This is a genomic window from Kitasatospora sp. NPDC001540, from assembly GCF_042894345.1.
Classification (GTDB): domain Bacteria; phylum Actinomycetota; class Actinomycetes; order Streptomycetales; family Streptomycetaceae; genus Kitasatospora; species Kitasatospora phosalacinea_C.
Genome location: NZ_JBIAVO010000003.1, coordinates 129,443 through 142,799 on the forward strand (window position 1 = coordinate 129,443; position 13,357 = coordinate 142,799).

At 75.6% G+C, this 13,357-nt stretch carries 14 protein-coding genes; 7 read left to right on the top strand and 7 right to left on the bottom strand.

Going from position 1 to position 13,357, the window contains the following annotated elements:
- Positions 1–39 precede the first annotated feature (39 nt).
- The 5 genes from ACFY00_RS05785 (at position 40) to ACFY00_RS05805 (ending at position 5,538) form a co-directional block, all read left to right on the top strand.
- A complete protein-coding gene (locus ACFY00_RS05785; protein ID WP_388027626.1) occupies positions 40–1,047 on the top strand; it encodes a 3-oxoacyl-ACP synthase III family protein in 1,008 nt (335 codons plus the stop codon).
- Positions 1,044–1,814, top strand: a complete 771-nt coding sequence (locus ACFY00_RS05790) for a glycosyltransferase family A protein (protein WP_388027628.1) — start codon at positions 1,044–1,046, stop codon at positions 1,812–1,814. Before ACFY00_RS05785 ends, ACFY00_RS05790 begins: the two co-directional genes overlap by 4 nt.
- A 211-nt stretch (positions 1,815–2,025) precedes the next feature.
- Complete coding sequence (locus ACFY00_RS05795; protein WP_388027631.1) at positions 2,026–3,501, top strand: AMP-binding protein; 1,476 nt, start codon at positions 2,026–2,028, stop codon at positions 3,499–3,501.
- Between the two features lie 46 nt (positions 3,502–3,547).
- Complete coding sequence (locus ACFY00_RS05800) at positions 3,548–4,585, top strand: cytochrome P450 (RefSeq protein WP_388027633.1); 1,038 nt, start codon at positions 3,548–3,550, stop codon at positions 4,583–4,585.
- A gap of 32 nt (positions 4,586–4,617) precedes the next feature.
- Entirely contained in the window at positions 4,618–5,538 is a 921-nt protein-coding gene (locus ACFY00_RS05805; protein WP_388027634.1) for an NAD-dependent epimerase/dehydratase family protein, read from the top strand.
- Here ACFY00_RS05805 and ACFY00_RS05810 read toward each other — a convergent pair.
- The 3 genes from ACFY00_RS05810 to ACFY00_RS05820 form a co-directional block, all read right to left on the bottom strand.
- A complete protein-coding gene (locus ACFY00_RS05810; RefSeq protein WP_388027635.1) occupies positions 5,535–5,735 on the bottom strand; it encodes a hypothetical protein in 201 nt (66 codons plus the stop codon). The two genes, ACFY00_RS05805 and ACFY00_RS05810, sit on opposite strands and share 4 nt — an antisense overlap.
- 177 nt (positions 5,736–5,912) lie before the next feature.
- Positions 5,913–6,569 carry a thiaminase II gene (gene tenA, locus ACFY00_RS05815; protein WP_388027638.1) on the bottom strand — a complete coding sequence of 219 codons (657 nt, stop codon included), beginning with the start codon at positions 6,567–6,569 and terminating at the stop codon, positions 5,913–5,915.
- Positions 6,570–6,606: 37 nt separating this feature from the next.
- Positions 6,607–6,924 (bottom strand): cupin domain-containing protein, encoded by a 318-nt coding sequence (locus ACFY00_RS05820; protein WP_388027640.1) that lies wholly within the window; start codon positions 6,922–6,924, stop codon positions 6,607–6,609.
- Positions 6,925–7,018: 94 nt separating this feature from the next.
- Here ACFY00_RS05820 and ACFY00_RS05825 point away from each other — a divergent pair, with 94 nt between their 5' ends.
- Complete coding sequence (locus tag ACFY00_RS05825) at positions 7,019–7,399, top strand: phage holin family protein (RefSeq protein WP_388027641.1); 381 nt, start codon at positions 7,019–7,021, stop codon at positions 7,397–7,399.
- Between the two features lie 128 nt (positions 7,400–7,527).
- Here ACFY00_RS05825 and ACFY00_RS05830 read toward each other — a convergent pair whose 3' ends face one another.
- Entirely contained in the window at positions 7,528–7,956 is a 429-nt protein-coding gene (locus tag ACFY00_RS05830) for an SsgA family sporulation/cell division regulator (RefSeq protein WP_388027643.1), read from the bottom strand.
- A gap of 308 nt (positions 7,957–8,264) precedes the next feature.
- A complete protein-coding gene (locus ACFY00_RS05835; protein WP_388027645.1) occupies positions 8,265–9,104 on the bottom strand; it encodes an IclR family transcriptional regulator in 840 nt (279 codons plus the stop codon).
- Between the two features lie 336 nt (positions 9,105–9,440).
- Here ACFY00_RS05835 and ACFY00_RS05840 point away from each other — a divergent pair, with 336 nt between their 5' ends.
- Positions 9,441–9,968: an NUDIX domain-containing protein gene (locus ACFY00_RS05840; RefSeq protein WP_285733797.1), complete on the top strand. Its 528-nt coding sequence runs from the start codon at positions 9,441–9,443 to the stop codon at positions 9,966–9,968.
- 25 nt (positions 9,969–9,993) lie between these two features.
- On the opposite strand, the gene ACFY00_RS05845 is transcribed toward ACFY00_RS05840, so the two are convergent.
- Together ACFY00_RS05845 and ACFY00_RS05850 are read right to left on the bottom strand one after the other, a co-directional pair.
- Positions 9,994–11,754 carry a globin domain-containing protein gene (locus ACFY00_RS05845; RefSeq protein ID WP_388027647.1) on the bottom strand — a complete coding sequence of 587 codons (1,761 nt, stop codon included), beginning with the start codon at positions 11,752–11,754 and terminating at the stop codon, positions 9,994–9,996.
- Positions 11,755–12,059: 305 nt separating this feature from the next.
- Positions 12,060–13,355 (bottom strand): dihydrolipoamide acetyltransferase family protein, encoded by a 1,296-nt coding sequence (locus tag ACFY00_RS05850; RefSeq protein WP_388028008.1) that lies wholly within the window; start codon positions 13,353–13,355, stop codon positions 12,060–12,062.
- Positions 13,356–13,357: the final 2 nt, after the last annotated feature.

A 13,357-nucleotide genomic window follows, 5' to 3' on the forward strand; every position in this document is an offset into this window, starting at 1 on the left:
TCACGCCCCGCCCGCCGCCGCCGGACGACCATCGGGGACATGGACCTGCTGCCCCGCGTCGGAATCACCGCCGTCGGCTCCCACCTCCCGCAACGGACCGTCACCTCACGGCAGTTGCAGGACGAGGTGGCCTCCGGTGCCCGTCTCCCGCTGCCCGACGGCATGTTCGAGAAGGCCACCGGCATCCGCACCCGCCGCTTCGCCGGACCGGACGAGCACCCCTCCACCCTCGCCCTCGGCGCCGCCCGCACGGCCCTCGCCCGCCGCGGACTGGACCCCGCCGACCTCGACCTGCTGCTGTTCGCCTCCGCCTCCCGGGACGTCTGCGAACCCGCCACCGCCCACCTCGTCCAGGCCGAACTCGGCTCCCGCGCCCATGCGTTGGACGTCTCCAACGCCTGCAACAGCTTCCTCAACGGCATCGACACCGCCCGCGCGATGATCCTGGCCGGGCGCGCCGCCCGCGCCCTCGTCGTCACCGGCGAGACCCCCAGCCGCGCCATGCGCCGCGACCCCTCCGGCCTGGCCGAGTTCCGCGCGGGCTTCGCCGGGTACACCTTCGGCGACGGCGCCGCCGCCGTCCTGGTGGAACGCGTCGAGCGCGGCGGCATCCTCGACGTCGAGACCCAGACCGCCTCCGAGCACTGGGAGGTCGGCGGCATCCCCGGCGGCGGCTCCCGCCACCCGCGCGGTGACGAGTGGAGCTACTTCCGCGGCGGCGGCAAGGAGTTGCGCGGCGTCTTCGAGCAGATCGGCGCCGACATCCTCACCCGCGTCGCCGCCCGCACCGGTCTCGGCTGGGACGCCTACGCCCGCGTCCTGGTCCACCAGGTCACCCTGCCCTACCTGGAGCGCTTCGTGGAGCTCACCGGCGTCCCCGCCGACAAGCTGGTCGTCACCGTTCCCGAACTCGGCAACCTGGCCTCCGCCACCATCGGTGTCCAACTCGACCGCGTCATAGACGAGTTGGACACCGGCGACCGCGTCCTGATGGTCGGCCTCGGCGGCGGCGTCAGCCTGATCACCATGGTCTGGGAGAAGTCGTGACCGAACCCCGCACGGACCGGCCCCGGACCACCGACCTGTGGGTGGTCGTCCCCGCCTACCAGGAGGCCGCCCGCATCGACGGCACCCTGCACGCCCTCGCCGCCCAGCACGACCGCGACTTCACCCTGCTGGTCGTCGACAACGGCTCCACCGACACCACCGCCGACCAGGTCCTCGCCTTCGCCCGCACCGCGCCCTTCCCCGTCCACCTGATCACCGAATCCGAGAAGGGCGTCGGCTGCGCCGTCGACACCGGCTTCCGCCACGCCGTCGCCCACGGCGCGACCCTGCTCGCCCGCACCGACGCCGACTGCCTCCCCGAACCCGGCTGGACCGGCGCCGCCCGCGCCGCCATGCTGGCCTGCGGCGGCCTGGTCTGCGGACGCGTCACCGCCCGCCGCGACGAGCACGGCCCCGTCGGCCGCGCCGTCTTCCGCGCCCTGGTCGCCCTCGGCGCCCTCTTCGGCCGCATCCGCCCCGCCCACCACCGCCGCCACGGCTACCTCACCCCCTACCGCATGCACGCGGGCAACAACATGGCCGTCACCGCCGCCCTCTACCTCGCCACCGAGGGCATGCCCCGCCGCCCCTCCCCCACCGACCGCGCCTTCATCAACCGCGTCCGCCGCCACACCACCGCCATCGTCCACCGCCCCGACATGGTCGTGCAGAACTCCACCCGCCGCATCCGCGCCTACGGCCTGCGCGGCACCGCCCGCTGGTACCTCGAACGCGGCCCGGGCCACCGCGACGTCGACATCCGCTGAGGAAGAACCGTCAGGAAGCCCCGCCAGGGGCTCGGGGAACGGCGAGTCCGAGCTGCTGACGGCCGGAGCCCACCGGAGGTCCGAGCTGCTTCGGGCCGCCTGAACAGAACCCGAAGCCACCGCACGCACCGGCAGTGAACCGCCAGCAGCCCCGAGCCCGCCGTTCCCCGGGCCCCTGATTTCACCCCCCGTCTGCCGAAAGGTGATCCCCGTGCTCGACCAGCTCGCCCGCACCCTGCACGAGGGCGCCTCCCGCCCCGCCCTCCTCGGCACCACCCGCCGCGGCGCCCCCCGCGTCCTCGCCCGCTGCGGCGACCTCGCCGCCCTCGCCGAGCGCTACGCCGCCGCCCTGCACCACGCCCACGGCCTGCGCCCGGGCGACACCCTGGGGGTGGCGGTGCGTCCGGGCCCGCGGGCCCTCGCGGTGCTGCTGGCGGCGCACCGGCTGGGCCTGCGCAGCGCCGTGCTCGACCCGGGCGCCGGGTCGGAGGTGCTGCGGGCGCGGCTGGCGCTGGCCCCGCCGGCGCTGATCCTGGCCGACGCGGCCGCGCAGGCCGTCGCGGGGTGGGCCCGTCCGCTGGCCCGCCGCGCGCGGTTGGAGCTGCCGCCGCTGCGGGCCCTCGGTCCGGTGGCCACCGTCGGCCCCCGCCACCCGGGGTGCGCCCGCCCGCTGGCCGAACACGCCGCGCCCGCCCCGGCCCCGTACGAGGGCGACGGCGACGCGGTGGTGGTGTTCACCTCCGGCACGACGTCCGCGCCGCGCGCGGTGGTGCACTCGCGGGCCTCGCTGGCCGCGGGGATGCGGGCGGTCGACGCGCTGGTGCGGCCCCGGCCGGGGCGCACGGTGCTGGGCGGGACGACGTTCGTGCTGGTCCCGGCGCTGGCCGCGGGGGCGACCGCCGCCCTGCCGGCCCGTCGCCCCGCCGTGCTGCAGCGCCAGATCGACCGGCTCGCCCCGGACGAGACCTACCTGACGCCGCCGCAGCTCCGTCCGCTGACCAGGCTCACCGGCCGGGTCTGGACGGGTTCCGCCCCCGCCGACGCCGCCCTGCTGCGCCGGGCGAAGCAGGCGGGCGCGAGCGAGGCGTGGGGGGTGTACGCGCTGACCGAGCTGTTCCCGGCCGCGGCCGTCGAGGAGCGCGACAAGAGCGCCCACGACGGCCCGGGCGACCTGCTGGGCCACCCGCTGCCGGGCGTCCGCACCCGGCTCGGTGCGGACGGCGAACTGCTGCTCACCGCCCCGTCCGCCCGCGACCGCTACCTCGGCGAGGCCCCGGACCGGTGGGTGCGCACCGGCGACCTGGCCCGCCTCGACCCGGCCGGGCGGATCGTGCTGGCCGGACGCCTCAAGGACATGGTGCTGCGCCGCGCCGAGAACATCTACCCGGGCCTGTACGAGCCTTCCCTGCACCTGCCGGACGTCGAACTGGCCGTCCTGGTGGGCGTCCCCGCCCCGGACGGCGACGAGCGGCTGGTCGCCCTGGTGCAGCCCCGCCCGGGCGCCGACCCGCACCGCCTGCGCGCCGCCCTCCGCACCCCGCTCGCCCGGATGGGCACCGCCCGCCCCGACGCCCTCCTGCTGGGCCCCGTCCCCCTGACCGGCCGCTCCCGCAAACCCGACCGTCCCGCCGCCGCCCGCTACTGCGCCGCCCGGCTCGCCGACTCGCCCTCCCGGAACGCCCGTTGATCCGCCACACCCCACAGCTCGACAACTCCCCTACCCGGAGCCACCGTTGACCCGAGGCAGCCGCTCCGACCGCACCGTCTACCTGCGCAGCCACCCGCTGCTGTTCGTCCTGCTCGCCGCGACCAGGCGGCGGCCGCTGCTCCGACTCGGCCGCACCGTGCTGGTCCACCACCCGGACGCCTACCGCGAGGTCCTCACCCGCGTCCCGCTCGACCGGACGGCCGCGCACACCACCGGCGGCACCGCCGCCCGCCTCACCGGCGGCAGCCTGCTCTTCGACCAGCAGGGGGCCGAACACCGCACCGCCCGGCGCGAGTTGGCGCACCTGCTGGGCCCGGCGGGGGTGGCCGCGCTGCAACCGCTCTGGCAGCGGATCCTCGACCGGCACCTGGGCGACCTCACCGCGCCCGTCGACCTCGTCCCGGCCGTCCGCGAACTGGCCGGTGCGACCGCCGCCGTGCTCACCGGCAGCGACGCCGACCCCGTCCGGCTCGCCCTGGCCGCGGAACGGGCCGCCACCGCCACCGCCCGCACCCACCTGCCCGCCCTGCTGCCCCGCCCGGGCAGCGGCCGCCGCGCCCGCCGGGCCGTGCTGCGGCTGCAGGAGCTGCTGCCCGACCCGCGGGACGCGATGCTCGCCGTCGCCGCGGTGAACACCACCCTCGCCGCACTGCCCCGCGCCGCCGCCTGGTGCGCCCGCGACCGCCTCTGGGAGCAGGCCCGCCGCGACGCCCCGGCCCTCGCCGCGGAACTGCTGCGCCGCACCGCCGCCTCCCCCGTCCTCCCGCGCGCCGCGGCCGCCGACGCGACCGTCCTCGGCCACCGCATCCGCCGCGGCGACCGCCTCCTGCTGGTCGCCCGGCACGCCGCCCAGGCCCAGCACGACGCCCCCACCCACTCCCACGCCACCCGCGCCCCCTTCGGCCTGGGCCCGCACAGCTGCCCCGGCGCGGCCCTCGCCCGCGCCCAACTCGCCCTGCTGCTCAGCACCCTGGCCCCCCACCGCCCCCGCGCCCTGCGCACCGTCCCCCACTCCGCCAGCGCCCTCCCCTCCTACCGCACCTGCCTCGTCCGGGCCTCCTGAGCCCCCGGCAGAGGCCCCGGAAGGATCCCGCCGTGCCCCTCACCCTCGCGCTGACCGGCGCCACCGGCTTCTGCGGCTCCCACCTCGCCGCCCTCGCCACCGCCCGCGGCCACCGCGTCCTCGCGCTCGGCCGCCGCCCGCCCCGCCACGGCACGCACGTCCCCTGGGACGCCGTCGCCACCGCCACCGACGCCACCGCCGTCCCGCCGGAGGTCCGCGCGGCGGACCTCGTGGTGCACTGCGCCGCCGCCGTCGGCGACCACCCGCCCGGTTCGCCCGCGGAGCGGACCCAGCACCTGGTGAACGTGGTGGCGACCGAACGCCTGCTGGCGGCCGCCGTCGGCCGGCCCTTCGTGTTCGTGAGCAGCGCGAGCGTCTACGACCCGCGCCCGGACCGCTCCTCGGTGACGGAGGAGCACCCCACCACCGGCGGCCACCTGAACGCCTACGGCCGGACGAAGTCGCTCGCGGACGCCCTCGCCCTGGCCGCGGGCGCCGTGGTGCTGCGCCCGCGCGCGGTGTACGGGCCCGGGGACCCGCACCTGGTGCCGCGGCTGCTGGCGTCCGTCCGGTACGGGGTGCTGCCGCTGCCGGGCGGGGACGTGGCGCTCAGTCTGACGGCGGTGGAGAACCTCGCCGAGGCCTGCCTGCGGGCGCGGGACTGGCCGCCGGGGGCGTACAACCTCGCCGACCGCGCCCCGTACGCCCGGGACGCCGCGCTGCGCGCCATCCTGGCCGCGCACCGCAGGCGGGCCCGGCTGCTGCACGTGCCGCCCCGGCTGGCGGCGCTCGCGGTGGGCCGCCGGCCGCACCTCACCGCGTACGCGCTGGACCAGTTGGCGCACCGGGTGGTGCTGGACACGCGGAAGTCCCGGTCCCGGGGCTTCACCCCGGGCCGGGACCTCGACGACTACCTGGCGGGCCTCACCGACCCGGCCCGCGGCGGACGCTAGCTCTTGGCGGCCTTCTTGAGCAGGATCACCACGACCGCGGCGATGCCGACCAGCACCAGCACGTTGATCGCGAGCCCGACGATGCCCGCGATCACGCCGACGACGGTCCAGAAGATCTTCCAGGCGATCACCAGCAGCAGGATCGGCACCACGATGTTGCGCACCCACGAGGGCAGCGACTTCCAGAGCTCGGCCATGTCCGTGCCTTCTCCTCTCGGGGTCGGTGCCGGTGGTTCCGGCTGCGTTCCCGCTCCCTCGATCTCGACACCTCGATCGTAGGCGGGGCCGGGAGCCGAAATCGAGGGGGAACGGCCCGGAGAGAACCCGGAGATCCTTCCCTGAGCCGGGGCCCGGTCCGGCCTCGGGGAGAACCCTCAGACCGGCCAGGTCTCGCCGCGCCAGGCGGCGTCCCAGAACATCCACTCGTAGCGCGAGGTGGTGGTGAAGTGCTCGACCACGCGCCGCCGTTCGGCCGCGGACAGCTCCTCGCCGACCCGGTCGGTGAGCTCCAGGACGCGGCGCACCACGGTCTGGAAGCCCTCGTCCCCGTAGGCGGCGATCCACTTGGCGTAGAGCGGCTCGGGGGAGGAGCGGCGGGCCAGCTCCTCGCCGACCCGGGCGTAGATCCAGTAGCAGGGCAGGACGGCGCCGAGCGCCTCGGCGAAGGAGCCGCCGTACGCGGTGGCCAGCAGGTAGGAGGTGTAGGCGCGGGTGGTGGGCAGCACCACCTCGTCGCCGTCGGCGGCGCCGCCGAGCGCGGCCGTGAACTCGCCGTGCATCTCCTGCTCGGCGGCGATCGCGCCGACCGCGTCGTTGCAGAAGGCCAGCACCTCGTCCTCGCCGGGGGCCTTGGCGGCGCAGACGGCCAGCGCCCGGGCGTAGTCGCGCAGGTAGTGGGAGTCCTGGACGACGAAGTGCCGGAACGCGGCGCGCGGGAGGGTGCCGTCGGCGAGGCCGAGCAGGAAGGGGTGGTCGAGGATCCGGCGGTAGGTCGGCTCGGCGGCCGCCCACAGTTCGTCGGTGAGCTTCACGGGTTCGTCCTCCTGCGCGGGCGCGGCCTCGGCACGGTCAGTCCTCCGGCGGGGAGAAGACCACGAGCACCCGCAGTTCCTCGGTGATGTGGTGGAAGCGGTGCTCCGTCCCGGCGGGGACGAACACCACGCTGCCGCGCCCGACCGTGGCGGTCTCCCGGCCGACGGTCAGCTCGGCCCGGCCGCTGACCACCAGGTAGATCTCGTCCTGGGCGTGCGGGGTCTGCGGGTCGGTGTCCCCGGGGGAGAGCGCGTACAGCCCGGCGGACATCGTCGGCTGCTTCAGGAAGCGCAGGTACGCGCCGCCGCCCGCGGCGCGCTCGGCGTCGAGTTCGTCCAGCCGGAACAGCTTCATCGGGGCTCGGCTCCTCTCCCGGGTCGGGCCCCATTCAACAACACCGCCCCGGAGAGCTTCCGTGCACCCGTCCGGGCCTGTCACCATCCGCAGCATGAAGAATTTCGTGATCAAAACGCTCATCAACGCGGCGGCGATCTGGGTCGCCGCCTGGATCGTCACCGGGATCACGCTCACGGGGGACAACGACGACTGGCAGCACAAGGCGCTCACCGTGATCGGGGTCGCCCTGGTCTTCGGCGTGATCAACATCCTGATCAAGCCACTGGTGAAGCTGTTCTCGCTACCGCTGTTCGTCCTCACCCTGGGGGTGATCACCTTCGTGATCAACGCCCTGATGCTGTGGTTGACCTCCTGGGTCTCCGACAAGCTGAACCTGGACTTCCACGTGGACGGCTTCTGGTCGGCGCTGCTCGGCGCACTGATCATCAGCCTGGTGTCCTGGGGCCTCAACCTCGCCTTCGGCGACGACTGAGACGACCGAAACGGCTGGGACGACCGGGACGGCTGGACGACCGGGGCGGCTGACCGACCGGCCCCCCGACGGGCACGCCGTCGGAGGGCCGGCCGGCCGGGCGGGCCGGCCCTGGAACGCACCCGGGGTCAGCCCGCGTTCTCGTGCCCGGTGGTGGAGAGGATCGAGGCGAGTTCCTCGTCCAGCTCCCCGCCGGCCAGCTCCTGGCCCATCGGCACCAGCCGGTCGGTGCGGGCCAGGAAGGCCAGGAGCGGCGGCGCGGCGGCGCGCATCAGGGCGTCGCCCTCGGGGGAGCGCAGCACCAGGCAGACCTCGGCCAGGTCGTCGCCGACCGGGTGGATGTGCACGTCGCCCTCGCCGGTGGGGCGGCTCATCCCGTCGACCAGGAGCTCGCGGGCGAACACCCAGGCCACCGGCTCGTCGCCGGGCAGGTGGAAGGTGAAGCGGACGGCGAACGGGTCGTCACCGTCGTAGTCCAGGTCGACCGCGATGCGGAAGGAGAGCTCGCTCGACACCACGAGGTGCATCGCCGTCTGGGCTTGGACCGTGCTGTGCATGCGCCAGTACCTCTCGTTCTGCCCGCCCGGTGCGCCGAGGGTCGAGCGGTGGGCGGGCATATCGGTTCGATCTCGTTCGCTGTGCTGGAACGGCACCCCGGTGGGGCCGGCCCGTCAGGTCGTGCGGGTACCTGCGGACGGGTGGCTGCGGTTGTGGGTCTTTGTCCCCTGATTCCCCGTTCGAACCTCATCGTCCACGTTTGCCGACGATGCGGACAAGGTCCGCTTTTTCAAATGGTGAACGAACACGACACGGAATCACCGCACAGGAGCACTCCACCACCACCTCCTCCGCCGCGCGGGACCCCTCACCGCACGAACGCCGGGAACATCGCGCCGACCAGCGAGCGCAGCCGGGCCGCGGCGGGGCCGAGCCGCTCGGCCTGCTCCATCGGGAGCGAGATGGCCATGGTGGCGACCACCGAGCCGACGGTGATCGGGACGGCCGCGCAGACCGTGCCGAGCGCGTACTCCTGGCGCTCCAGCACCGGCATGGTCGGACGGACCCGCTCCAGTCGGCGCAGCACCGCCCGGACGTCCCCCGAGGTGGACGGGGTGAGGGCGGCGGGGCGGTGGCGGGAGAGGTGGTCGAGCTGCTCCTCGGTGCCGAGCTGGGAGAGCAGGCAGAGCCCGATGGCGTGCGCGTGCGCGGTGGACCGGAAGTCGGCCCACTCCTCGACCTGCGGCTGCGCGGCGCCGGAGACCACGTCCACCACCCGCACCTCGCCGTCCTGGTAGACCGCGTAGTAGACGGCGGCCCCGAGCTCGTCGCGCAGCTCCTCCATCCGGACGCGCAGGTCGACGTGCTCGGACTGCCGGGTGTCGGCGCGGCTGATCCCGTCGACCGAGGCGCCGTAGTAGAACCGGCCGCCCTCGCGCCGCAGGTATCCCTCGTGGGTGAGGGTGCGCAGCAGGTGGTACGTGGTGCCGAGGGGGAGCCCGGCGGAGCGGGCCAGCTGCTTGGCGGTGGCGCCGTGGACGTGCGAGCCGACCGCCTCCAGCAGGCGCAGGGCGCGCTGCACCGAGGTGATCAGGGTGGGCGCCCGCGGCGCCCGTATGGCGCCGTCGGTCGTCGAAGCCGTTCCCCGGCGTGCGGGTTCCCCGATCCGGTGCATGCTCATCCCCATCCCCCGGACGTCGACTGGCATTCGGAGGAGGCTGCTCCGAATCCGCCCGGCAGGCGGACATTTGAGCACAGGGCGGGCATCCCCGCAATGACAATGATGTACACATCGGGCAATTCACCTTCAATGCGAAGGATGCACCCCAAGTGGGCCAATAGATTACTAGGCGTCAGCTCGCGGGGCAGGGCGAATCGAAGATCCATAGCGGATGTGTCCATCGCCACGGCTTGACACCCCCGGGCATGCCGGTCCACCCGTACGGCGCAACAGGTGCCGCCGATTCGTCCCCGTGTGCGAGTTTCGTGCCCCCCGCCGCGCGGCAGACTCCCGCACAACGCTCGCGCCCCGGAGGTGGCAGCCATGTCGGGCCCGGTCCGTCCTGTCGTCAAACGCACCGCCCGCGCGATCCTGCTGGAGGTCGACCCGGACGACCCGCACGCGCCCGCCTCGCTGGTGCTGATCCGCCGGGTCCGCCCCGGCTCCCCGCGCCCGTACTGGATCACTCCCGGCGGCGGCGTCGAGCCGACCGACCCGACGGTGGTCGCCGCCCTGCACCGGGAGGTGGACGAGGAGTTGGGCGGCAAGGTCACCGACGTGGTGCCCGCCTTCGTCGACACCGTGGCGCACTCCCACCACGAGGACGGCACCCCGGCGCACCCGCACGGCGTCAAGGTGCAGCACTTCTTCGTCTGCCGCCTCGCCGGGATGGACGAGTCCCGTCGGCACGGCCCCGAGGTGGAGCAGCCGAACGGCGAGTACGCGATCGTCCGCGTCCCGTTCACCCGCGAGGGCGTCACCTCGGTCAACGTGGTCCCTCCCAGCCTCCGCGCCTACCTCGCCGCCAACATCGAGGGCGTCCGCGCCCTGCTCGCCCCGGACCTGGGCTGACCGGCCGCCGCCCACCGGCGCCCCGTCAGTCCCGCCCGTCCTCCCGTGCCGCCAGGTCGTGCCGGACGCTCCCCTCCGGCACCCCGCAGCGCCGCAGCACCGCCGCCCCGGACCGCACCATGGCCGCCGGGCCGCTCAGGTACGCCGCGAAGCCGTGCCAGGGCGCGTAGCGGGCCACCGCGTCCGGCAGGTCGCCGAGCAGCGCCCCGGCCGGGGCGCCCGCCGTCTCCGACACCACCGGACGGACCGTCAACCAGGAGTGCCTGGCGGCCAGTTCGCGCAGCTCCTCCAGCCGGTACAGCTCCGCGGCCCGCAGCGCCCCGTAGAACACCTCCACCCGGCGCCCGGCCGCGCCCCGCTGCGCGACCTCCTCGACCAGCGCCGTCACCGGCCCGATCCCGGTGCCGCCGCCCACGCACAGCAGGTCCTCCCCCGCCGCGTGGTCCACCGTCATCGACCCCTCCGCCGCCCCCAGCCGCAACACGTCGCCCGGCCGCGCCCGGTGCACCAGCGCGTTGCTCACCCAACCCGCCTGCACCGCCTTCACGTGCAGCGTCAGCAGCCCGTCCGGCCGCGGCGCCGAACCGAACGAGTACGGCCGCCACACCCGCGGCCACCACGGCGTCTCCACCGCCGCCCACTGCCCGGCCCGGAACGGGTACGCCTGGTCGGGACGGAGCGTCAGCACCGCCACGTCCGGGGTGGCCTGCCGGTGCTCCACCACCTCCGCCTGCCACCACGGCGGGGCCGAGCGGGCCTCCTCCTCCGCGCCCTCCACCATCAGCCGGGACACCAGCGCCAGCAGCCGCCGCCAGGCCGCCTCGGTCCGCCCGTCCCAGCCGCTGCCGCCGTACCGGGCCAGCGCCGCCACCAGGCAGTCCGCCGCCGAGGCGTAGTGCCGGGTCAGCGCCCCGTACTTGCGGTGCCGACGCCCCAGCGGGCCCAGGTACGCGCGCAGCGCCTCCGGGTCGCCCGCCCGGGACGCGCAGAGCCGCAGCGCCTGGAACAGCCGGGTGCGCTGCTCGTCCATCGCGGCCGGGAACATCGCCCGCAGCTCCGGGTGGCGCAGGAACACCAGCGCGTGGAAGTGCGCCATCGCCCGGTCCGCGTCCGGCGCCACCGCGGCCAGGCAGGCCCGCACCAGCACCAGGTCCTCGGCCCCCGGCGGCTCGACGGCCGCCTCCGCCGCCCCCACCGGCTCCAGCGCGGCGGGCGCCTCCACCGCCGTCCGCACGCCCCAGGCCCTGGTCCACCGGTCGTCCGGGCCCACCCAGTTCAGCGCCGGGGCCTGCCGGAACAGCGGCTCGAACGGCACCGCGGCAGGCACGGCGGGCACAGCGGGCACGACGGACACGGCGGGTACGGCGGGCACGACGGACACGGCGGGCACGGCGGGCACGGCGGGCACGACGGACACGGCGGGTACGGGCACCGCGGGCGCCCAGGTCGGCTTCGCCGGAACGGTCGGAGCGGTCGGCACCGGGGTCAACCCCACCGGCCGCACCGGCCCGAGCGCCGACGGCGGCACCGCGGAGACCGACGAGGACCCGACCACCGCCGCCGGAGCCGGAGCCACCGCCGGTTCCGGCCCGGCGGAGGGCCGCTCGGCCGGGCCGGACGGCTCCCGCCGCTCCAGGGCGGTCGGAGGTTCGTCCGCGGGCTCGGCCGGGGCGGACGGGGTGGCGGGAGCGGCTTCGGCACCGGGCAGCACGGAGCCGGCCGCGGTGCCCCGGCCGACCCCTGCCTTCGACGGCCTGTCCTCCATCACGAGCTGACGAGTGCTCAAGAGAATCGTTTCGCTTCCGATCGACCAGTGTGCTGACGCCCCAGCACACTGACACCGACCGCACAGCTCATCAGAAGAATCCGGCGAACCCCGGACACCCGGGCCGTCCACCCGCTACCCTCCCCGCGCAACACCCCGCAGGCCCCTACAACGCCCGCGACAACACCCCCGGCCGCTCCACGCAGTCCGCCACGAACCGCAGGAACCCACCCGACGTCCCCCCGTCGCACACACCCGCTCCCCCCACCCGCCCCGCGGCGCCGCGCAGCCCCCGCCCCACCCCGCGCAGCGCCCCGGAACCACCCCTACAACGCCCGCAACAACACCCCCGGCCGCTCCACGCAGTCCGCCACGAACCGCAGGAACCCACCCGCCGTCCCCCCGTCGCACACCCGGTGGTCGAAGGTGAAGGACAGCTGGGTGACCTGACGGACCGCCAACTCGCCTTCGTGCACCCACGGCTTGGGCGCGATCCGCCCCACGCCGAGCATCGCCGCCTCCGGGTGGTTCAGGATCGGCGTCGAGCCGTCCACCCCGAACACCCCGTAGTTGTTCAGGGTGAACGTCCCTCCGGTCAGCTCCGCCGGGGCCAGCGTGCCCGCCCGGGCGCCCTCGGTGAGCCGGGCCATCTCCTGCGCCAGCCGCTCGGTGCCCAGCCGCCCGGCGTCCCGGACCACCGGCACCAGCAGCCCGCGCGGGCCCTGCGCGGCGAAGCCCAGGTGCACGGAGCGGTGGCGTCGCACCGCCTCGCCCTCGACGCTCGCGTTCAGCTCGGGGAAGCGCTCCAGCCCGGCCAGGCAGATCCGGGCCAGCAGCGCGAGCACGCTCAGCTTCGGCCCCGGTGCCCGGTTCGACTCCGCGCGCAGCGCCATCAGCGCGGTGGCGTCGGCGTCCACCCAGCAGGTCGCGGCGGGGATCTCCCGGTGGCTGCGGGTCAGCTTCTCGGCGACCGCCCGGCGCAGCCCGCGCAGCGGCACCAGCTCGTCCTCCGGCTCGCCCTCCGAGTCGGTTCCACGTGGAACAACCGCGGGCGCGGGCGCGGAGGTTGCCGCGATCGCCCGCTCCACGTCCCGCCGGGTGACCAGCCCGTCCGGCCCGCTGCCGGGCACCGCGGCCAGGTCGAGGCCGTGCTCCCGGGCGATCCGGCGCACCAGCGGCGAGATCACCGCCACCACCGCCGGAGCCACCGCCGCGGGCGCAACCGCCGGAGCCGCCTCCACGACCGCAGCCGCAGCCGTCGCCGCAGCCGCAGGCCGCACCCGCCGCCGCCCGGCCCGCCGGGTCTCGGCGACCCCGTACCCGACCAGCGGCCGCTCCACCGCGGGTTCGTCCGCACCCCCCGCACCCCCCGGCGCGGGCGCGACCGCGACGGTCACCAGCGGGGCGCCCACCGGCACCTCCTGCCCGACCTCGCCGTACCGCGCGGTCACCACCCCGCCGTACGGGCAGGGCACCTCGACCACCGCCTTGGCGGTCTCCACCTCCACCACCGGCTGGTCGACGGCGATCACCTCGCCGACCTCGACCATCCAGCGCACCACCTCCGCCCCGGTGAGTCCCTCACCGAGGTCGGGCAGCGTGAACTCGCGGACCACCGGCATCG